Origin of the sequence: Streptomyces sp. SID4985 (assembly GCF_009863025.1) — a bacterium.
Taxonomy (GTDB): Bacteria; Actinomycetota; Actinomycetes; order Streptomycetales; family Streptomycetaceae; genus Streptomyces.
Genome location: NZ_WWIR01000321.1, coordinates 1 through 19,676 on the forward strand (window position 1 = coordinate 1; position 19,676 = coordinate 19,676).

The 19,676-nt window shown below is 72.0% G+C and carries 19 protein-coding genes; 7 read left to right on the top strand and 12 right to left on the bottom strand.

Annotated elements, in window-relative coordinates; genetic code table 11:
• Positions 1 to 575: DUF2064 domain-containing protein (locus GTW40_RS13415; protein ID WP_161180404.1), on the bottom strand; the 575-nt coding region annotated here is incomplete at its 3' end.
• On the bottom strand, positions 572 to 1,300 hold the full coding sequence (locus tag GTW40_RS13420; protein WP_161180405.1) for a glycosyltransferase family 2 protein: 729 nt from the start codon (positions 1,298 to 1,300) through the stop codon (positions 572 to 574). The genes GTW40_RS13420 and GTW40_RS13415, both read right to left, overlap by 4 nt.
• A 105-nt stretch (positions 1,301 to 1,405) precedes the next feature.
• Here GTW40_RS13420 and GTW40_RS13425 point away from each other — a divergent pair, with 105 nt between their 5' ends.
• Together GTW40_RS13425 and GTW40_RS13430 are read left to right on the top strand one after the other, a co-directional pair.
• Entirely contained in the window at positions 1,406 to 2,269 is an 864-nt protein-coding gene (locus tag GTW40_RS13425; RefSeq protein ID WP_237525494.1) for a response regulator transcription factor, read from the top strand.
• Position 2,270: 1 nt separating this feature from the next.
• Entirely contained in the window at positions 2,271 to 3,383 is a 1,113-nt protein-coding gene (locus GTW40_RS13430) for a HAMP domain-containing sensor histidine kinase (RefSeq protein ID WP_161180406.1), read from the top strand.
• 22 nt (positions 3,384 to 3,405) lie between these two features.
• On the opposite strand, the gene GTW40_RS13435 is transcribed toward GTW40_RS13430, so the two are convergent.
• From GTW40_RS13435 to GTW40_RS13465, 7 genes are all read right to left on the bottom strand, one after another.
• The gene (locus GTW40_RS13435) at positions 3,406 to 4,395 is read right to left on the bottom strand and encodes an NAD-dependent epimerase/dehydratase family protein (RefSeq protein ID WP_161180407.1); all 990 of its coding nucleotides are present in this window, start codon (positions 4,393 to 4,395) and stop codon (positions 3,406 to 3,408) included.
• Between the two features lie 75 nt (positions 4,396 to 4,470).
• On the bottom strand, positions 4,471 to 5,217 hold the full coding sequence (locus GTW40_RS13440) for a GltA (RefSeq protein ID WP_161180408.1): 747 nt from the start codon (positions 5,215 to 5,217) through the stop codon (positions 4,471 to 4,473).
• 131 nt (positions 5,218 to 5,348) lie between these two features.
• Positions 5,349 to 6,266 (bottom strand): TauD/TfdA family dioxygenase, encoded by a 918-nt coding sequence (locus GTW40_RS13445; protein ID WP_161180409.1) that lies wholly within the window; start codon positions 6,264 to 6,266, stop codon positions 5,349 to 5,351.
• A gap of 44 nt (positions 6,267 to 6,310) precedes the next feature.
• Entirely contained in the window at positions 6,311 to 7,129 is an 819-nt protein-coding gene (locus GTW40_RS13450) for an ABC transporter ATP-binding protein (protein ID WP_161180410.1), read from the bottom strand.
• A complete protein-coding gene (locus GTW40_RS13455) occupies positions 7,116 to 8,165 on the bottom strand; it encodes an ABC transporter substrate-binding protein (RefSeq protein WP_161180411.1) in 1,050 nt (349 codons plus the stop codon). The genes GTW40_RS13450 and GTW40_RS13455 overlap by 14 nt, the downstream gene beginning before the upstream one ends.
• Before the next feature lie 68 nt (positions 8,166 to 8,233).
• On the bottom strand, positions 8,234 to 9,049 hold the full coding sequence (locus tag GTW40_RS13460; RefSeq protein WP_343245688.1) for an ABC transporter permease: 816 nt from the start codon (positions 9,047 to 9,049) through the stop codon (positions 8,234 to 8,236).
• A 365-nt stretch (positions 9,050 to 9,414) separates the two neighbouring features.
• Positions 9,415 to 10,197 carry a putative protein N(5)-glutamine methyltransferase gene (locus GTW40_RS13465; RefSeq protein ID WP_161180431.1) on the bottom strand — a complete coding sequence of 261 codons (783 nt, stop codon included), beginning with the start codon at positions 10,195 to 10,197 and terminating at the stop codon, positions 9,415 to 9,417.
• Between the two features lie 412 nt (positions 10,198 to 10,609).
• On the opposite strand from GTW40_RS13465, the gene GTW40_RS13470 reads away from it, so the two are divergent.
• A complete protein-coding gene (locus GTW40_RS13470) occupies positions 10,610 to 12,574 on the top strand; it encodes an Ig-like domain repeat protein (RefSeq protein WP_161180412.1) in 1,965 nt (654 codons plus the stop codon).
• Between the two features lie 46 nt (positions 12,575 to 12,620).
• Here the strand turns inward: GTW40_RS13470 and GTW40_RS13475 are convergent, their stop codons facing one another.
• A complete protein-coding gene (locus GTW40_RS13475; RefSeq protein ID WP_161180413.1) occupies positions 12,621 to 13,880 on the bottom strand; it encodes a DUF4365 domain-containing protein in 1,260 nt (419 codons plus the stop codon).
• A 135-nt stretch (positions 13,881 to 14,015) separates the two neighbouring features.
• On the opposite strand from GTW40_RS13475, the gene GTW40_RS13480 reads away from it, so the two are divergent.
• Both GTW40_RS13480 and GTW40_RS13485 read left to right on the top strand, forming a co-directional pair.
• Positions 14,016 to 14,282, top strand: coding sequence for a CopG family transcriptional regulator (locus tag GTW40_RS13480; RefSeq protein WP_161180432.1), 267 nt, complete (start codon positions 14,016 to 14,018; stop codon positions 14,280 to 14,282).
• Positions 14,279 to 14,722: a PIN domain-containing protein gene (locus GTW40_RS13485; RefSeq protein WP_161180414.1), complete on the top strand. Its 444-nt coding sequence runs from the start codon at positions 14,279 to 14,281 to the stop codon at positions 14,720 to 14,722. The genes GTW40_RS13480 and GTW40_RS13485 overlap by 4 nt, the downstream gene beginning before the upstream one ends.
• Positions 14,723 to 14,855: 133 nt before the next feature.
• Here GTW40_RS13485 and GTW40_RS13490 read toward each other — a convergent pair whose 3' ends face one another.
• Complete coding sequence (locus GTW40_RS13490) at positions 14,856 to 15,395, bottom strand: DUF4232 domain-containing protein (RefSeq protein ID WP_161180415.1); 540 nt, start codon at positions 15,393 to 15,395, stop codon at positions 14,856 to 14,858.
• A gap of 246 nt (positions 15,396 to 15,641) precedes the next feature.
• Here GTW40_RS13490 and GTW40_RS13495 point away from each other — a divergent pair, with 246 nt between their 5' ends.
• Positions 15,642 to 16,958 (top strand): helix-turn-helix domain-containing protein, encoded by a 1,317-nt coding sequence (locus GTW40_RS13495; RefSeq protein ID WP_343245685.1) that lies wholly within the window; start codon positions 15,642 to 15,644, stop codon positions 16,956 to 16,958.
• Positions 16,959 to 17,036: 78 nt separating this feature from the next.
• On the opposite strand, the gene GTW40_RS33095 is transcribed toward GTW40_RS13495, so the two are convergent.
• A complete protein-coding gene (locus GTW40_RS33095; protein ID WP_343245686.1) occupies positions 17,037 to 18,485 on the bottom strand; it encodes a PA14 domain-containing protein in 1,449 nt (482 codons plus the stop codon).
• Positions 18,486 to 18,696: 211 nt separating this feature from the next.
• On the opposite strand from GTW40_RS33095, the gene rfbB reads away from it, so the two are divergent.
• The gene (gene rfbB / locus GTW40_RS13510; RefSeq protein WP_161180416.1) at positions 18,697 to 19,650 is read left to right on the top strand and encodes a dTDP-glucose 4,6-dehydratase; all 954 of its coding nucleotides are present in this window, start codon (positions 18,697 to 18,699) and stop codon (positions 19,648 to 19,650) included.
• The last annotated feature ends 26 nt before the right edge of the window (positions 19,651 to 19,676 follow it).

Sequence of the window (19,676 nt, forward strand, 5' to 3'; positions counted from 1 at the left end):
AAGGCGCCGTGCGGGACGAGGGCGGCGACCGCGCGGGCGTCGGCGGCGGTGTCCACGTCCCGCAGCAGCGGCAGGTCCCGGACCCGCAGCCCGGCGGCGGTCAGCCGCTCGCGCTGCACGGCCCCGGTCTCGGGCACCGACATCGGCACGCCCCGCAGCAGCGCGGGCTCGGGGCGGGCGAGGCCGAGGGCCCAGAAGCCGCCGTCCTCGGCGGGTCCGAACCACGCGTCGCAGTCCGCGAAGTCCACGGTCAGCAGCTCGGGGGTGACCTGCGGGGTGTCCATGCCGATCAGCAGCGCGGGCCCCGCGCAGCGGGCGAAGGCGTCCGCGAGCCGCTCGTCGAGGCCGCCCGCGCACTGCGGCACCACCTCGAACCCGTCCGGCAGCCAGGGCCCGGGGCTGCCGTCCAGCACCAGCAGCCGCCGTTCGGCGGGCGTGGCGGCCACCGCGCGCAGCGTGTCCGCGAGCGCGGCCTCGGCGAGCGCGGCCGCCTGCGTCGGCGGGAACGGCGGGGTGAGCCTTGTCTTGACCCGGCCGGGCCTCGGCTCCTTCGCGATCACGAGCAGAGTGGTCACCGCTGCCTCCCCGTCGTCGCCGCCGCCCCCGCCGCCGGGGTCTCGCGCAGCACGCGGCTCATGTCCCGTACCGCCTGCCAGGTGCCGCGCCAGGTGCCCGTCACCTTGGAGTCGCCGGTGCGCGGCAGGTACGGCACGTCGTGCTCGGTCACGCGCCAGCCCGCGTCGGCCGCGCGCACCACCATCTGCAGGGGGTAGCCGCTGCGCCGGTCGGTGAGGCCGAGCCCGAGCAGCGCCTCGCGGCGGGCGGCGCGCACCGGGCCGAGGTCGCGCAGGGCGAGTCCGGTGCGGCGGCGCAGCAGCAGCGAGAGGGCGAGGTTCCCGGCGCGGGCGTGCGCGGGCCACGCGCCCCGCCCCTGCGGGCGCCGCCTGCCGAGTACCAGGTCGGCCCGCCCGGCCCGGATCTCCTCGACGAAGGGCACCAGCAGAGCGGGGTCCAGGGAGGCGTCGCAGTCGCAGAAGCAGACCACGTCGGCGGTGGCCGCGAGCAGCCCGGCATGACAGGCGGCGCCGAAACCGCGCCGTTCCTCGCGGACGACCGTGGCGCCGAGGGAGCGGGCGATCTCCGCGGAACCGTCGGTGGAGCCGTTGTCCACGACGAGCGCGCGCCAGCCGGCCGGTACGCGCTCCAGCACCCAGGGCAGCGCCCCGGCCTCGTCGAGGCAGGGCAGCACGACGTCCACGCCGGAACGGGCGGGAGAGGGGGAGTTGGTCACGGCCTTCACCCTACGAACCCGAACCGGGGCGAACCGGACTTCGGCACCTTACGAAACGCGGACGTCGGGGCCGCACCGCGCCCCGCCCGGCGGCGTGGTGCGAGGCTGGAGAACATGCAGCAGCCGTACCCCGCCCACCGTCCCGGACCTGTCTCCGCGCGGCCGCCCGAGGCCACCGGCCGGATCCTGGTCGTCGACGACGACCCGACCGTCGCGGAGGTCGTCACCGGCTATCTGGTTCGCGCCGGACACCTGGTGGACCGGGCCGCCGACGGCCCCGCCGCCCTCGCCCGCGCCGCCGACCACTGGCCGGACCTCGTGGTCCTCGATCTGATGCTGCCCGGCATGGACGGCCTGGAGGTGTGCGCGCGGCTGCGTGAACGCGGCCCGGTGCCGGTCATCATGCTCACCGCGCGCGGTGACGAGGACGACCGTGTCCTCGGCCTGGAGGTCGGCGCGGACGACTACGTCACCAAGCCGTTCAGCCCCCGCGAACTGGTGCTCCGGGTGGAGTCGGTCCTGCGCCGCACCCGGCCCGCGCCCACGGCCGTACCGGCTCCCGCTCCGCTCGCCGCGGCCGGGCTCGCCGTCGACCCGGCGGCTCGCCGTGCCACCAAGAACGGCACGGAACTCGCGCTCACCCTGCGCGAATTCGACCTCCTCGCCTTCCTCCTGCGCCACCCCGGACGCGCCTTCGGCCGCGAGGAGCTGATGCGCGAGGTGTGGGGCTGGGACTTCGGCGACCTGTCGACCGTCACCGTCCACGTCCGGCGGCTGCGGGGCAAGGTCGAGGACGATCCGGCGAACCCGCGGCTCATCCGGACGGTGTGGGGGGTGGGGTACCGGTTCGAGCCGGTCGGGTCCGGCGAGCCGGAGGACGGCGCCGACGGGTCCGGGTCGGGCGTCGACGAGTCCGGGCCAGGTGTCCACGAGTCCGGGCCGGGCGCCGCCGGGCCCGCCGCTCGCGAGGAGAACTGACATGCGCGACATGCTCCTCATCGCCCTCTACGCCTTCCTCGCCGCGGCGGCCACCGGCCTCGCCGGGGCGGTCGTGCTGCGGCTGGTCCGGCGCCGCTCGCTGACCGCGTCCCTCGCCGTGGTGGCGGGTGTCGGGGTGTTCGCGATGCTGGCGGGCACCATGGCCGTGGCCTGGGCGATGTTCCTGTCCGCGCACGACCTCAGGGTGGTCACCACCGTCGTCGCGATGGCCGCCGCCGTCTCCCTGCTCACCGCGCTGCTGCTCGGCCGCCGGGTGGTGGCGCGCAGCCGGGAACTGACCGACGCCGCCCGGAACTTCGGGGACGGCGGCGCCTTCGCCGCGCCCGCCGCCCCGGCCACCGCCGAACTCACCGAGCTGAGCCGCGAACTGGCCGCCACCAGCGCCCGGCTCGCCGCCTCCCGCGAACGCGAGCGCGCCCTGGAGGCGTCCCGGCGCGAACTGGTCGCCTGGATCTCGCACGACCTGCGCACCCCGCTTGCCGGGCTGCGCGCCATGTCGGAGGCGCTGGAGGACGGCGTGGCCGCCGACCCCGGCCGCTACCTCCGTCAGATCCGCACCGAGGTGGAACGCCTCAACGACATGGTCGGCGACCTCTTCGAGCTGTCCCGCATCCACGCCGGGACGCTCCCCCTCAACCCGGCCCGGGTCTCGCTGTACGACCTGGTCGGCGACGCCCTCGACGGCGTCGGCCCGCTCGCCCGCGAGCACGGGGTGCGGCTGGTGGGCGACGGGGTGCAGCCGGTGCCGGTCGAGGTGGACGGCAAGGAGATGAGCCGGGTGCTGGCCAACCTGCTCGTCAACGCCATCCGCCGCACCCCCGCAGACGGCACGGTGGCCGTCGCCGCCCGGCGGGCGCCGGAGGGTGTGGTGCTGACGGTGACCGACGGCTGCGGCGGCATCCCCGAGGCGGATCTGCCGCGCGTCTTCGACACCGGCTGGCGCGGCACGGACGCGCGGACGCCTCCGGCGGGCGCGGGGCTGGGGCTCGCCATCGTCCGGGGCATCGTGGAGGCGCACCAGGGCCGCGCGAGCGTCCGGAACATCCCCGGCGGCTGCCGCTTCGAGGTGACGCTGCCGGCCCCGGCCCACTGAGACCGGGGCGGCTCGGCAGGCGTCAGCGCGCGTGCGCGAACTCCGCCATGCCCTCCGCGAACCCGACCTCCGGCTTCCAGCCCAGTTCGGCGCGCAGCCGGGAGGAGTCGGCGGTGACATGCCGTACGTCCCCGAGCCGGTACTCGCCGGTGACCACCGGCTCAGGCCCGCCGTACGCGGCGGCCAGCGCCCGCGCCAGGTCGCCGACCGTACGCGGCTCACCGCTGCCGGTGTTGTACGCGCTCAGCGTGCCCGGCCGCTCCGGTGCCTCCAGCGCGGTCACGTTGGCGGCGGCCACGTCCCGCACGTGCACGAAGTCGCGTCGCTGGCCCCCGTCCTCGAAGACACGCGGCGCTTCCCCGCGCTCCAGCGCCGAGCGGAAGAACGCGGCCACCCCGGCGTAGGGGGTGTCGCGGGGCATCCGGGGGCCGTAGACGTTGTGGTAGCGCAGCGAGAAGGCCGTACCGCCCGTGGCGCGGGCCCACGCGGCGGCCAGGTGCTCCTGGGCCAGCTTGGTCGCGGCGTACACATTGCGCGGATCGGCCGGGGCGTCCTCGCCGACGAGGCCGGGGACCAGTGCCTGGCCGCAGCGCGGGCACGGTGGCTCGAAGCGGCCCGCCGCCAGGTCGGCCTCCGCGCGCGGGCCCGGCCGTACGTCACCGTGGGCCGGGCAGGCGTAACGGCCCTCGCCGTACACCACCATCGATCCGGCGAGCACCAGCCGTCCCACCCCGGCGCGGGCCATCGCGGCGAGCAGGACGGCAGTGCCGAGGTCGTTGCGGGAGACGTACTCGGCCGCGTCGGACACCCCGTCGCCCAGTCCGACCCGGGCCGCCTGGTGGCAGACCGCGTCCACGCCGGTCAGCGCCCGGGACACCGCGTCCGCGTCACGGACGTCGGCACCGGGGTCGTTCCGCACGTCGTACACCACCGCTTCGTGTCCGTGCGCCCGCAGCGCGTCCACGACATGGGACCCGATGAACCCGGCACCGCCGGTAACCAGTACACGCATACGGTCACGCTAGGCCCGCGCGCCGCCCGGCTCCCGTTGTGACGGCCGCACGTCACGACTCCGTAAGGACGCGGCTCACTCCGTCCACCGCCACCCCGAGGCGTGCAGCGCCTCCGCCCGGTCGACGGCGATCTCCACGCGGAGCCGCGCCTCCTGCTCGTCGCGGAAGTCGGCGGTGGCGGTGTGCTGGGTGGGGTGCTTGCGGTAGAGGGTGCCGGGTGCGGACTGCATCCAGCCGGGGCTGACCGCCTCGCAGCTCAGCACCAGGGCGCCGTCCTCGAAGGCGGGGAGCGCGGGCCAGCCGCCGAGCAGCCGGACCAGGCCGGTGCGAGCGGTCAGGGTGGTGCCCACCACCGGCATCTCGCCCCGCTTGGCACCGTCGAGGAGCGCGCGGGCGGGCAGTGGTCCGGGCGGCGGGTCGTACGGACCCGGGACCAGGCTGCCGTCGGGCAGCAGATCCAGACAGGGGGCCACGGTCCAGCCGTAGCCGGGGCGGTCGATCAGGACCTCGATGTCCCGGGCGAGGGTGTCGGGGTCGGGCAGCAGGTCGTCGGCGTCGACGCAGCGCAGCAGGGTGCCGGTGGCGCGGGCCAGGCCCAGGGTGCGGGCGCGGGCGGCACCGCCCTGGCGGCCGGTTCCCTTGGAGATCCAGGGCGCGTCCGGCACGGCGGCCAGCGGGCTGCCGGTGCGGCCGTCCTCCTGGAGCACCCACTCCAACCGCCAGCCCCCGGGCAGCCGCTGCCCGGCCAGACAGTCGTGCAGCTCGCGCAGATAGGTGTGCCCGCCGTCGTGGACGGGCGTCAGGACGGTGAGCGTCGGCATGGGCGGCGCTTCCCTTCGGCGGGCTCGGCGGGCTCGGCGGCTCGATGGCCCTGTGGGCCTACGGCTCTACGGACGACGTCGGCGGAACCGCGACGGTTCCGCCGACCCCATCGTGCCCTCCGAAGCGGCTGTCAGCCGAGTGCGGATGTTTCACGTGAAACGGACAAGGTTTCACGTGAAACACCGAACGGGACATCTCCGGCCAGCGTGATCCGGTGCATGACCCGGTGCTGGTCGCCGTAGTCGCGGTTGGCGTAGTGCGCCGTGCTGCGGTTGTCCCACAGCGCCACGTCGCCCGGCTGCCAGCGGTGCCGCACGATGTGCTCGGGCTTGGTGAGGTGGGCGTAGAGGATGTCGAGTAGGCCCCGGCTCTCGTACTCGGAGACCCCGGCGATGTGCGAGGTGAAGCCCGGGTTCACGAACAGGCCCTTGCGGCCGCTCTCGGGGTGGACCCGGACCACCGGGTGCTCCACGGGCACGAGTTCGGTGACGACCTCGCCGTCCCAGAGGTTGCCCTGGCCCTGTCGCCGCTGGGCCAGGTAGTAGCCGAAGGCGCGGTTGCCGTCGTGGACGGCGGTGAGGGTGTCGAGGTGGGCGCGCAGGCCCGGCGACAGCGACTCGTAGGCGAGCTGGCTGTCCGCCCAGGTGGTGTCGCCGCCGTGCGGGGGCAGGACGACCGCACGCAGAATGGAGATCGCGGGCGGCCGCCGTACGAAGGTGACGTCGGTGTGCCACACGTCGGAGAAGCCGTTGTCCTGGCTGTCCAGGGCGTACACCTCCGGTGCCACGTCACCGGAGTCGTGCACCGGGTGTCCGACGGTGACCTCGCCGAGCCGCCTTCCGAACTCGATCTGCTGGGCGTCGTCGAGGTTCTGGCCGCTGACGAAGAGCACCTTGTGCTCGACCAGGGCCGCGCGGATCGCGGTCACCTCGTCGTCGGTCAGCCGGGCCAGGTCGATGCCGTCGATCTCGGCGCCGAAGCTCGGCCCGAGCTTGGTCAGCGGAAGCTGGACGGCGGTGGCGGGGGAGCGGTCGCTGGTGATGCTCAACGGGGCTTCCTTTCCTGGGTTTTCGGAGGAGATCGGGATCGGGGTCAGGCGGCGGCGGACTTCACCGCGTGCGAGACCCGCGCACGCAGCTCGGCGAACTCCCGTGACTCGCGCAGCGCGTCGGCGTCCACCCCCTCGCGCGGGAGCGGCACCGGCAGATCCAGGGCGACGGTTCCGGGGCTCTTGGACAGCACGACGATGCGGGAGCCGAGGAACACCGCCTCGTCGGCGGAGTGGGTCACGAACACGGTGGTCCTCCCGGTGCGGGCGGTCACCTCGCGCACGTCCTCCTGGAGCCGCTCCCGGGTCAGCGCGTCCAGCGCGGCGAACGGCTCGTCAAGGAGGAACAGCGGGTGTTCGGCCGCGAGCGCGCGGGCGATGGCCACGCGCTGGCGTTGACCGCCCGAGATCTCCCACACCCGCCGTCGCTCGGTGCCGCCGAGCCCGACCCGCTCCAGCAGCTCCGCGCGCCGCTCGGCACGGCGCTCGCGCTCGACGCCCGCGTAGCGCAGGGCCAGATCGACGTTCCCGCCGACGGTGCGCCACGGGAACAGCCGGGGCGTCTGGAACACCACACCCGCCGCGTGACCGGGCCGGGGCGCGGCGCCCGCCACCCGCACCGCGCCGTCGGTGGGCCGCTCGAACCCGGCGATCAGCCGCAGCAGCGTGCTCTTGCCGCAGCCGGAGGCACCGACCAGGACCAGGAACTCACCGGCGGGCACGGTGAGATCGACGGGCCCGACGGCGGTGAAGGCGTCGCGCCCCTGGCCGTAGCGATGGCTGACCCTCTCCAGCCGTACGGCCTCCGCGACCTCCGTGCGGACGTCGTTCCCGGCCTTCTCGGACAGCTCACTTGAGGCCATCGGGCAGTCCCTTCAGATAGAAGGCCGAGCGGACGGCCTGCTCGGTGGGGGCCGCGTCGATCTGCTTCTGACCGGCCAGGAAACGGCCGGTGTCGAGGACGTAGTCGAGCAGCTTGCCGGGGTGGCCGTCGGTGCCGAGCCAGTCGGCGGACGCGACCTGCTCCGGGGTGAGGAACACACCCTGGGAGAGCTGGGCCCTGGCGTCGGCGGTGCTGATGCCCAACTCGGCGGCGACCGCCCTGACCGAGCCGTCCGGGTCGGACTTGAGCAGCCGCAGGGCCTCGGCCTCGGCCTTGCGCCAGGCGTCGACGACCGTCGGGTCCCTTGCGATCAGGTCGTCCGACACCACGGCGAGGTCGAGCGTGGGCTTGCCCCCGGCGCCGATCTCCTTGCTGCTCGTGAGCTGGGTGCCGGTCTTGCGCAGCTCGTCCAACGTCGGCAGCCAGACGTACGCCGCGTCGATGTCCCCGCGCTGCCAGGCGGCGAGGATCGCCTGCGGCTGGAGGTCGACCAGCTTCACGTCGGACGCCTTGAGCCCGGCCTTGTCCAGCGCCGCGAGCAGGCTGTAGTGCGAGGTGGACGCGAACGGCGTCGCCACGGTGCGCCCCTTGAGCCCGGCCACGTCCTTGATGCCGAGCTTCCTGCGCGCGACCAGCGCCTCGTTCTCCCCGGCCACGTCGAGCACGAACGCGACCTTGTAGGGGATCGGCGAACTCCCCGATATCCCGCGCGCGAAGGGGCTGGAGCCAAGCGCCGCGATGTCCAGCGACTTGCCGAGGAACGCCTGGTTGACGCTCGCGCCCGAGTCGAACTTGACCCAGCTGACCGAGTAGCCGGGCAGCGCCTTCTCCAGCAGCTTTCTGTGCTTGACCAGCAGATCGCCGCTGGGGAAGGCGAAGTAGCCGATGCGCAGCCGCTTGCCGCCGCCCGAGGACGCGTCACTGGCAGAGGAGCACCCGGTGACGGCGAGGGCGGCGGTGCCGAGCGCACCGGCGAGAAGCAGACGGCGGGAGGGGCGGGAGAGGGAAGACGCCATGGGACGACCGTTTCTGACGGGGAGGGACAGCGGATCGAAGGAGCTGGAAAGGAGAGGGAAAGGGGAGGTCAGTCCCGCCCGCGCCACGGCACGACGGCGCGCTCCAGCCGGAGCAACAGGGTGTCGATGACCAGCCCGGACACCCCGATGGTGATGATGCCGACGAGCACGACGGGGGTGTTGTTGTAGTTGGCGGCGTCCTTGACCATGCCGCCGATGCCCGGCAGCCCGTTCACCAACTCGGCCGCCACGAGGGAGGAGTAGGCCACGCCGACGGCCAGCCGGACGCCGGTGAAGGTCTCCGGCAGCGCGGACGGCACGATCACGTCCTTCACCACGTCCCACCGCGAGGCCCCGAGCGCGCGGGCCGCCTCCACGAGCGCGCGCGGTACGGCCGCGACGGCCGCCGTGGTCGACACCGCCACCGGCGGGAACGCGGCCACCGCGAGCAGCGTGATCTTCGGCTCCTCGTCGATGCCCAGCCAGATGATGAGCAGCGAGAAGTACGCCAGCGGCGGCAGCGTGCGCAGGAAGGTGATCCAGGGCTCGAACAGCGCGCGCAGCGGCCCCACCGTCCCCATCAGCAGCCCGAGGACCACCCCGGCGACGATGCCGAGCCCGGCACCGAACGCGATGCGCCGCAGGCTGATGCCGAGGTGCTCGACGAGCGTCGTGCCGTTGTAGCCGCGCGTCCCGTCATGCGTGGTGGACACGTCGACGAACGCCTTCCACACCTTGGCGGGCGGCGGCACCAGCGTCTCGCTCCAGGTCCCGGCGGCCGCCACCGCCTGCCACAGGACGAGGAAGAGCAACAGCGACCCGACCGGCAGCGCAAGCCGCCGCACCCGGTACCACACAGCACGCGCACGCCCGCCGTCGGGCACGCCGTCGGGCACGCCGTCGGGCACGCCGACGGGCACGGCTTCGGACAGGGAAGGTGTCGTGGACACAGGAAACCTCCACACGGCACCGGACACCGGCGCTGGAGATCAAAAAGGGGGGCCGAACCGGCCGCGACCCGTTACGGGTACGGCAGGCTCAAGGGCAAAGGAGAGAAGACCGCAACGCCGACCGCGCGGGAATCAGAAACATCCGCGCCGACGGAACAAGTTCAGCGACAACACGCGGCCGGGCGTCGGCACAGGTCGATGACCAGGCGTCGCACCAACGGCTCGTGATTCATGGCGCCCATTTGTACAGCAGCCGCCCCCACCCATCAACAGCCCGCCCACTCCGTGGACAGCCCGTCCTATGCCAGAGCAGTGCGCTCGCCTTCGTCCCCCCGACCCCGCCGCGCGACCACGACACTCGCCTCCCGCTCCTCGCACTCCACCACCCATGCGTCCAGCCCCACGTCGGCGAACACGCCACACGTGAGTGGAGCCTGCCGCTCACTGGTCTCCACCAGCAGCCGCCCACCGGGCGCCAGCCACTCCAACGCACCCTCCGCGACGCGCCGTTGAACGGCCAGCCCGTCCGCACCGCCATCGAGACTGCGGACCGGCTCATGGTCGCGGGCCTCGGCGGGCAGGGTGGCGATGGCGTCGCGGGGAACGTACGGAGCGTTGGCCACCAGCAGCTCGACCCGGCCGCGCAACACGGCGGGCAGGGCGTCGTAGAGGTCGCCCTCGTGGACGGACGCGCGGTCCGCGAACAGCGCGAGATTGCGGCGCGCGTACGCCGTCTGCACCGGGTCGATGTCGGCGGCGTGCAGCTCGGCGCGCGGCAGCCGTACCGCCAGCGCGGTGGCCAGCGGCCCGGCACCGCAGCACAGGTCCACGACCACGGCCGCGTCCCGTCCGGCCCGCAGCGCCTGTTCCAGCAGGAACTCGGTGCGCCGCCGGGGCACGAACACCCCCGGCCCCACCGCGATCCGCAGCCCCCCGAACGCGGCCCAGCCGACGACGTGTTCCAGGGGTTCACCGGCACACCGTCGCTCGACCATGCCGTCACCGGGTTCGTCCGCCCACGCGGCGGCGTCGAGGATCATCCCGGCCTCCTCCTCCGCGAACACACACCCGGCGGCGCGCAGCCGCGCGGCGACGGAGGAGAGGGAAGGAGCGGAACCGAGAGAAAAGGAAGAAGAAGTATCAGAAGCCGTACGAGCGGCGTCCAGCAGCGTGTCGTCCACGACGAGCCCTCCAGCAGGGAATCCCGACCATTACCGCGTTGATGGGACTCACCTCCTCGGGCCGTCGCCGACCCCATGCCGACGAATACGCGCGCCAACTATAACGACGCCCTCGGCCGGGGGCACCCGGTTATCGGGGCAGCCGAACGCCCCTTCGGCCGCCCCCTCATATCCCGTGCCCCTTGTCACAGCCATGCCATACGCTGCCCTCCACGCCACCATCCACGCACCCACACCCGGTGCGAGGGGGGACGGGTGGTGTCTCGTCTTCGTCCGGGAAGCACCGGACATTTCCGTGGGGGTTCACATCACTGTGCGCAGGCGCAGCATCTCGCTCGCGACGGCGCTCGCGGTCGTTCTCAGTTCTGCGGCCCTGATGGCGGGCGCGGCCGGTACCGCGGCGGCGGACTCCGCCAAGGCGCTGCCGGTGATGTCGGTCGGCGACATGATCGTCGACGGCGCTCACCAGCGCGTGTACGTCTCCGACCCGAGCACCGGCAGGATCGTCGTCACCGACTACTCCGGCACCGTGAAGGCCACACTGGCCGGCCTCTCCGGTGTGACCGGCCTCGCGCTGTCCGCCGACTCCGGCCAGGTGTACGCGGCCGTGAAGAACAGCGACCGGATCATCGCGGTCGACACGAGCACGTACGCCCAGACCGCGAGCTATCCGGTCGGCGCCGCCCCGAGCGACCTGGAGGTCGTGGACGGCCGCATCTGGTTCAGCCAGGACACCGACTTCGGCTCGCTGGACATCTCCGGCGCCGAACCCGTCGTCCACCTCTCCCAGCGCGGCGACGTCGGCTTCGGCGGCGACAGCACGATGCTCGCCGCCGACCCGGCCGTCCCCGGCGTCCTGGTCGCGGGCAACGGCGGAGAGCTGGCCGTGTACGACGTCACCGCCGACGGCGCCACACTGCGGGCCAAGGGCCCGATGGACTCCGGCGTGAAGCAGCTGGACCTGACCCCGGACGGCCGCCAGGTCCTGACCTCCTGGGGCTCCGGCGACGGTTACTCCATAGGCGCCTACTCCGCCACAGACCTCACCCAGGAGACGGGCTACCCCGACGACGCGTACCCGAACGCCGTACGGGTCGCTCCCGACGGCACCGTGGCCGCGGGCAGCTTCTCCTGGTACGAGCCCGACGTCCACATCCACCGCCCCGGCGACCCGGTGCCGGTACGGACGTACGACTTCCCCAACACCGGCAACAGCAGCGGCGCCGACACCCTCGTGAACGGCGCGCTCGCCTGGGCGCCGGACTCCAGCAGGCTCTTCGCCATCTCCGAGAACGTCTACAGCTCTCTGACCCTGCGCACCCTGACCGACCCGACCAAGGAGCCGCCGGCCCTCACGGTGGCCGCCCCGGCGAAGGCGGACCGCGCGAAGAAGCTCACCGTCACCGGCAGGCTGGCCTCGAAGACGCTCCCTGCCGCGGGCACCGCCCTGACGGTGACCCGTACGGACGTCGAGTCGCCCAAGGGCAGGACGCTGGCCGCCGCCAGGATCAAGGCGGACGGCACCTTCTCCTTCACCGACACCCCGCCCGCGGGCGGCAAGGTCACCTACAAGGTCTCCTACGCGGGCGACACCACCCACGCCCCCGCCTCCGCCTCCGACGCGGTCACGGTCTCCCGCCAGACGACCTCACTGACCCTCAACAACAACGGCAAGCTGTACGCGTACGGCAAGGACGTCGTCTTCACCGCCCACCTCGGCACGACGTACAAGAACCGCACCGTCTCCCTCTACGCCGACCCCTTCGGCTCCGACAAGCCCAAGAAGCTCCTCAGGACCGCCAAGGTCAACTCCAGGGGCAACGTCTCCGCGACGGTCGACATGACCCGCGACACCACCGTCACCGCAGTCTTCTCCGGCGACGCCCGCTACGCCGACAGGACCGTCAAGTCCGTCGCGTACGCCAGGGCCAGGGTCTCCACCGCCGTCTCCCACCACTACAAGACCGGCCGGATCGGCTCCCAGACCTACTACTACTTCCACAAGAACACCGACCCGGTCTTCACCACGACCATGAACTACTACAAGGGCCGCAGCCAGCGCCTGGAACTCGCGATCTACTACCAGGGCACCTGGCACCAGACCGACGCCGAGTACTTCGCCCTCGCCCCCAACGGCACCTCCGCCGTCCGCCTCGAAGCCCCCGGCCAATCCGGCATCCGCGCCCGCATCCGCTCGTCGTACGTCAACGGCACGTCCGGCGACAACGTCAACTCGACGACGTACGGGGCGTGGAAGTACTTCACGTTCACCAAATGAGGCCGAAGCCCGGGACCGCCGTCGAGGCGGGCCCGGGCTCCGCTTGTCACGTCCGCCCGGCCGGGGCCTCGTCGTTCCCGGCGCCGTCGAACACCGTGGGCTCGGGCTCGGGGATGCGCCAGATGATGCGGACCTGTTTGTCGAGGGGGAGCGAGGGGCCACCGATGTAGATGCGGTGGGCGAAATAGAGAACCGCCAGTTTGAACGCCGCGGGCTCGATGTCGTCCGCCGTTGCCACGGTCGCCCGGCTCAGCCCGTTCACCTGGCGGACCACGGCTGGGTCGGTTTCGAGCGGTCCGAGTTCGGCGATGATGTCCGGCTGGAGTTCGGCCTCTTCGCGCATGGCCAGGATCGAGCGCCGCAGCAGGTCGGGCTCGGCCTCGATACGGTCGACGATGCGGGCGATGACGTAATCGTGGAGCACGCTCGCCTCGATGGCGGCGTGCTCCACGGGCTCCTCGTCCGTGCAACTTGGACAACCCTCGCACTCGGTCGGCATGCCGAGGCCGTCGTCCGGCCCCTCGTCTGCCTGTCGAGTGGAAATGAAGCAGGAAGCCACCCACATGATCTCGGACCGGCTCAGCTCCAGCTCTTCGGCGGTCGACAGATCGAAGTCGTCCTCACTCATGTCCGCCACCTCCGGTATCTCGGAGCGCATCAAGGACTCCAGACTGACGAGGTGCGGCTCCCAGTCGTGAGCGCTGTGCAGCAGCGTCGCGACAGCGTCTCCCGGCCGCTTCCAGAAGATGAGGTCTTCGTCGTAGCCGTTGACGAAGTGCAGCACGTGATCCGCCGGATCGAAGTCGACTCCGGACATCTCGCCCAGGTGGGTGAGGACGGCCTGTCGGCCCCGGTAGCGACCGACGTAGCGACGCGCCTGGGCGACGAACGAGGCCATGAACCTGTCGTCGAGTACGGCATTCGGACTGATGCCGATGAAGCGCGGCCGGTTGAAGGGACCGGACCGTCGGAGCTGTTCGGTGGCGTTGGCCCAGTACAGCCGCTTGGTGACCGTGTCGTGCACCACGCAGTAGACGGGGATGTTGCCGTTCGCCCAGGTCTCACCGTGCTGCTTCACCCGGACCGCGTAGCCGTTGCCCCGGCGAAAGCTCTTTCCGCCCTTGACCTGGATCTTGATCGTGTCGCTCGTCAGGTCGCCGTCGTGGGTGAAGGTGACGTAGAAGTCCTCTCCGAAGTCGTTCTGTGCCGATATCTCCTGGACGATGTGATCGTGCTCCTCGAGCAGCGTGCGCAGGGCGTTCACGGCGGCCTGTCCCGCGCGCCGTCCTTTGGCGATCTTCGGCATGTCGCCCTCCCCCCCCGGAAACTCTCTCCCGCCCCGTGAGGCCCCGGGGCGACGTTGTCCCGGTCAGCCTGCCGTACGCCTCTGACATCCATGGCGGGACATACACTCGCCTGGTACATGGACTACCGTTGGTACATGTCCATGAAGCGCACCAATGTCTACGCCGACCCGGAAGACCTGGCGATCATCAAGGAAGCGGCCAAGCGGCGGGGGATAAGCGAGGCCGAGATCATCCGGCAGGGGATCCACCTCGCGGCGATGGCCAACCGCGTCTGGGACGAGCCGTTGTTCTCGCGGACCTTCGAGGGGGCGGGCCGTACGCTCTCGAAGGCGGAGGTTCGTGAAACGGTCGCCGAGGCGGTCCGGCCGGAGAAGTCCCCGCGCCCTGGAACCTTCGCGTGATCATTGTCGTCGCCGACGCGTCCGGCCTGCTGGCGGCTCTGGACTCCACTCATCCGGAGCACGAGGCGGCGAACGAGGCCATCATGTCCGCGGGTCTCCTGGTCATGTCACCCCTCCTCCTGGCCGAACTCGACCACGTCGCCACCCGTGAACTCGGCCGGAACGCCGCGATCAGCGCCGTCGACGACATCCGCCGCTGGATGAGCCGGGGCCGTGTCGTCGTACCGGAGGTCACGGAGTCCCACCTGGGCGCCGCCCAGTCCGTCCGGGTCCGCTACGGCTCGCTCGACCTGGACCTTGCCGACGCGGTGAACGTGGCCCTGGCGGCCGACTACGACACCGACGCGATCCTCACCCTCGACCGACGCGACTTCCGCGCCGTACGCCCTCTGGGCCGTCACAAGGCGTTCCGGGTCCTGCCCGACGACTTGCCGCTCTGAGGCGCTTCCGGGACTGCGGCACCCTGCCGTGCGTCCCACGCGTTCGGCAGCTCAACTCCCTGACCGCACCGCGCCTCCTGGCGAAGGGACGCGCGGTGCGGTCGTGCGGAGCGTCATGGGCGTCGGCGTGCGACTACCAGGCAAGCGCGTCCGCCGCGTTGTCCTGCCAGTACGTCACCGTGGCCGCGCTGTTGAAGAAGGCGCCGCCGTTCGGGAGGTTCAGGGTCTTCTCCTTGCCGGTCCCGTCGGCGTTCCTGTCGGTGAAGTACACGCCCAGGGTCTTCTCGGTGCCGCCGCCCTCGCCGTCGGGGGAGTACGTCAGGATGCCGGCGTACGCGGACTGGCCGGGCTGGAGCGTCACCACGGCCTGCGGCTTGGTCTCCTCGGCCCATGCCAGCGGGGCCTGTGCGTCGGCCCCGGCCCGGAGGAAGGGCGCGTAGTGGGCGTCGCAGGTCTCGGTGCCGGTGTTGGTGGCCTTGAGCAGCAGGTGGTTGATCGGTCGGGAGACCTCGGTGACGGTCAACTTGGTGTTCGCCGTGGTGCACGTGACCGTGGACGCCTTGGCGGTGGCGGAGGCGGTCGCCCCTGCGGCCTGGACGCCGACGAGTGCGAGCGCGGCGGCGACGACCACGGAGGAGGCGGCGCGGGAAGCGGAACGAGTGGCGATACGCATGAGTCGACTGCTCTTTCTGTGCATGGGATGTGGGTCCGAGCGCGCCCGGAGCGCGGCCCGCGAAGCGGCATCCAGCGGGGGCCGTCACCGTGTCCGGCGGGGCTCCGTGCTTGGATGGCTCAAGCCTGTGCCGCGCCGCGTCCCCTCCGCCATTCCATCGGGATTTTCGGGATGCTGGGATGCTCGCACCGGCTCTGACCTGGGGAAACGCGACCTCCCTGGGACGCCGAACGGAATGGGGAACCGGTGGGGGCGGCTGACGAGATCGACGGTTTCGCTGCGCTGTTACGCGAGTTGAAGCAACGCTCCGGGCTGAGTTACGAAGCTCTGGCGAAACGTGCGCACATGAGCACCTCGACGCTGCACCGGTACTGCAAGGGGGAGGGCGTACCCGCCGACTACGCGGTCCTCTCCCGCTTCGCCCGCCTGTGCCGGGCGACCCCCGAGGAACTGGTCGAGCTGCACCGGCGCTGGGTCCTGGCCGACGCGGCACGGGAACGCGGCCGCCGGGCCACGACGGACCCGGCATCGGCCTCGGCAACGGACTTGGCACCGGACCCGGCACCGGCCTCGGCATCCGACTTGGCGCCCGCGCCGGAGACCGCGCCCCCGCCCAGTTCGGCGGACGAGCCCGTGGTCACCCCCACCCCCCGCCCGCCACTCCTCCGCACCGCCCGCAAACGATGGATCCCGATCGCCGCGGCCGTAGCCGTCGTCGTCGCCGTGTCCACCGCGCTCGTGCTCGACCCGAAGGACTGGGGAGCGCAGCCGACGGCGAAAACCCGTCCGACCGGCACCGGCACCGTGACCGCCTCCGCCCCCGCACCACACCCATCGGGGTCGTCGTCGGCGTCGCCGTCCGAACGGTCGAGCAGCTCCCTGGCCCCGGCCTCCGAAAAGCCCGCCGCCAAGGCACCGGCACCCGGCACGAGCCCGACCCGCACCACCCACCCCACCCCCGCCGTCCCCCTCACGGTGAGCACCCGCACCTACGGCTGGGACGACCCCCAGTGCGAGGCGAAGTACCTGATCAACCGCCCTCCCGCCCAAGTGGCGCCCCCGGTGATGGGACAGGACGTGCCGGGCTGGGTGACGGCGCACGGTGCCGTCGCCGCCGACGAGCAGCGGGTCGCGCTGACCGTCCAGGGCACCGGTGACGAAACCGTCGTCATCGAGTCGCTGCACGTCGTCGTGGTCGACTCGGGCGCACCGCCCGCCTGGAACGCGTACCTGGGCTCATCGGGCTGCGGCGGGGGCGTGGAGACGAGGTCCTTCGACACGGATCTCGACGCCGTCCACCCCGTCATCGTGCCGAAGGCCGGCCAGCGCGGCTTCCCCTACAAGGTCAGCCGGTCCGACCCCGAGGTCCTCTACATCACCGCCCACGCGGACGCCCACGACGTGAGGTGGTACGCGGACCTCCAGTGGAACAGCGGCGGCCGCCAGGGCACCATCCGCATCAGCGACCACGGCATCCCCTTCCGCACCAGCGGCAGCCGGGGGCGCCCGGTCTACGAGTACCTGGTCGGCGGCACCCACTGGTACAGGAACGCCGAGAACTGACCCCAGGACGACAGACGACGACAGACGGCGAGGGCCCGGGTCGACGACCCGGGCCCTCGCCGTGTACCACCGTGATCGTCAGCCGACCGGCACCGGCACCGGCACCGGCACCGTCACGGTACGGATCTCGCCGTACGGCGAGTAGTTCCCGGCCGCGTCGTAGGAACGGGCCCGGTACTCGTAGCCGCGCCCGTCGGACGGCAGCGGGTCGCAGACGGTGGCCATGGCGGTGTAGGAGCGCGGCGCGTAGTCCTGGTGCAGGACGACCGACCAGGTGTCCGCCGTCGCCTCGCGGCGCTCGATCTCGAAGCCGGTGAAGTCGCGGATCGGGGCCGGGGTGCCGTCCTCGGCGGTCGCCCGGACGCCGCCCGTGCAGATACCGAGGGTCAGGTCGGGGGCGCGGTAGGGGGCGATGCCGTCGGGGATCCCGAGCCACAGCTCATTGGCGGCCAGGGCGTCGAGCCCCTTCGCGCCGTAGGTGGTGGTGCCGCCGTCGTTGGTGACGAGGACGCGGTAGTGACGCCACTCGCCGTCGGGGGTGACGGGGTTAGTGGTCCACGTGTGGCCCTTGGTGGTGCCGAGCGGGACCCAGGCGTAGGAGCCGTTCACCAGGTCGTTGCTCAGGACCGTGTAGTGGTCGAACTGCGGCTCCGTGTTCTGCGGCCAGTTCAGCGTGACCCTGCCGGTCACCCTGTCGTACGTGCCGGTCAGGGACGTGACGATCGGCAGCGGCCGGACGATGGTGTCCGCGCTGCCCGACGAGGTGTTGGCCGCCTTGTCCGTGGCGCGGACCTCGTAGTAGTACGGCGTGCGGTCGTCCGGGTTCACGAGGGGATCGGTGTAGCTGCGGGCGGTGGTCGTGGCGACCTTCGTCCAGGCGCTGGAGCTCGCCGTACGCCGGTAGAGCGCGTAACTCGCCAGATCCATCTCCTTGTTGGCGGACCAGGAGACGGTCGTCCTGCGGGTGGTGGTGTTGTAGGCGGTCTTGACGCCGGTGGGCGCGAGCGGCTTCGTCCTGTCGTACCTGGCCGAAGTGCGGGGCGCGTACGTGTACTTGACCTTCGCGGCGTCGCTCCAGTTCACGTGGTCGACGCGGATGGTGTGCCTGCCCGAGGGGACGGTGAGGTTGACGCTCTTGGCGCGGGCGGTGTTGCCCGTGCCCGTCCACAGGTCGATCTTGCGGACGTTGTCGAGGTAGACGCGGACCCCGTCGGTGGCGGAGACGGCGAACGTGAACGGGCCGCCGGAGCCGAAGTCGCGGGTCACCGACCAGCGGACACCGAAGTTGTCCGCGGGCATGCCGGAGAAGGGCCTGCCCGACCAGTTCTGGTCGATGGCCCCGTCGCAGTCGGTCCGCACCGGCGAGCCCGAGAACGAGGTGTTCTTGAAGAACGTCCGCTGGTAGACGTTGGCCGAACAGGTCACACCGGCCGCTGCCGCCTGCGGGGCGGCCGCGAGCAGGGTGCCGAGGACGACGGCGGACATGGCACCACCGGTCATGGCGGCGACGAGATTCTTCTGGCGCACGGGGACCTTTCACGCTGTGCGGGCAGGCGTACGGCGTGGAGACCCACCAGGCGGGAGGAAGGTTGCACGCCGCGCCCGGCGGCCCGCACACCCGCCGGGCTCCGGGCTAACATCGCCGGGTGTTGAGTGAAGGCCGCCTCGTGAGTCCCCCGGTACCGGAAGGCCGACGGCTCGTCGCGGATGTCGGCCACGGCAAGGTGTGGGTCCCGGCATGAGGAGGGTCCTGATCACCGGCGGGGCCGGTTTCATCGGTTCGCACCTGGTGCGGACGGTTCTCGCGCCGGATCGGCCGCTCGGCGAGGTGCGGGTGACCGTGCTGGACAGCCTGACCTACGCCGGGAACCCGGAGAACCTGGACGCCGTGCGGCATCATCCGGGGTTCCGTTTCGTACGGGGGGACATCACCGACGCGGTGGTGGTCGACCGGCTGATGGCCGAGCACGACGCCGTGGTCCACCTGGCGGCCGAGTCGCATGTGGACCGTTCCATCGCCGCCGCCCACGCCTTCGTCCACACCAATGTGCTGGGCACGCAGACCCTGCTGGACGCCGCGCTGCGGCACGGCACGGAGCCGTTCGTGCACGTGTCGACGGACGAGGTGTACGGCTCCGTGCCGTTCGGCAGCGCGACCGAGCAGCACCCGCTGGCGCCCAGCTCGGCCTACTCCGCGTCCAAGGCGTCCAGCGACCTGCTGGCCCTCGCCTGCCACCGCACCCACGGCCTCGACGTACGCGTCACCCGCTGCTCCAACAACTACGGCCCCTTCCAGTACCCGGAAAAGCTGATCCCCCGCTTCGTCACCCGGTTGCTGCGGGGCGAGAACGTCCCGCTGTACGGCGACGGCGAGAACGTCCGGGACTGGCTCCACGTCGAAGACCACTGCCGCGGCCTGATCGCGGTGCTCACCCGGGGCCGTCCGGGCGAGGTCTACAACATCGGGGGCGGTACGGAACTGACCAACAAGGAACTGACCGGCGCCCTGCTCGCGGCCTGCGACGCCGGATGGGACCGGGTCGACCGGGTCGCCGACCGCAAGGGCCACGACCTCCGCTACTCCGTCGACTGGTCGAAGATCCACCGCGAACTCGGCTACGAACCGCGGCGCGACTTCGACTCCGGCCTCGCCGAGACGGTCGCCTGGTACCGCGAGCGCCACGCACCCTGAGCGCTGCTCGGCCGACCTGCGCGTAC

Excerpts from the sequence above, each read along its gene's own strand:
- GTW40_RS13430 (WP_161180406.1), top strand. The coding sequence starts at position 2,271 with ATGCGCGACATGCTCCTCATCGCCCTCTACGCCTTCCTCGCCGCGGCG.
- GTW40_RS13480 (WP_161180432.1), top strand. The coding sequence starts at position 14,016 with ATGTCCATGAAGCGCACCAATGTCTACGCCGACCCGGAAGACCTGGCG.
- GTW40_RS13435 (WP_161180407.1), bottom strand. The coding sequence starts at position 4,395 with ATGCGTGTACTGGTTACCGGCGGTGCCGGGTTCATCGGGTCCCATGTC.
- GTW40_RS13440 (WP_161180408.1), bottom strand. The coding sequence starts at position 5,217 with ATGCCGACGCTCACCGTCCTGACGCCCGTCCACGACGGCGGGCACACC.
- GTW40_RS13450 (WP_161180410.1), bottom strand. The coding sequence starts at position 7,129 with ATGGCCTCAAGTGAGCTGTCCGAGAAGGCCGGGAACGACGTCCGCACG.
- GTW40_RS13475 (WP_161180413.1), bottom strand. The coding sequence starts at position 13,880 with ATGCCGAAGATCGCCAAAGGACGGCGCGCGGGACAGGCCGCCGTGAAC.
- GTW40_RS13455 (WP_161180411.1), bottom strand. The coding sequence starts at position 8,165 with ATGGCGTCTTCCCTCTCCCGCCCCTCCCGCCGTCTGCTTCTCGCCGGT.
- GTW40_RS13490 (WP_161180415.1), bottom strand. The coding sequence starts at position 15,395 with ATGCGTATCGCCACTCGTTCCGCTTCCCGCGCCGCCTCCTCCGTGGTC.
- GTW40_RS13425 (WP_237525494.1), top strand. The coding sequence starts at position 1,406 with ATGCAGCAGCCGTACCCCGCCCACCGTCCCGGACCTGTCTCCGCGCGG.
- rfbB (WP_161180416.1), top strand. The coding sequence starts at position 18,697 with ATGAGGAGGGTCCTGATCACCGGCGGGGCCGGTTTCATCGGTTCGCAC.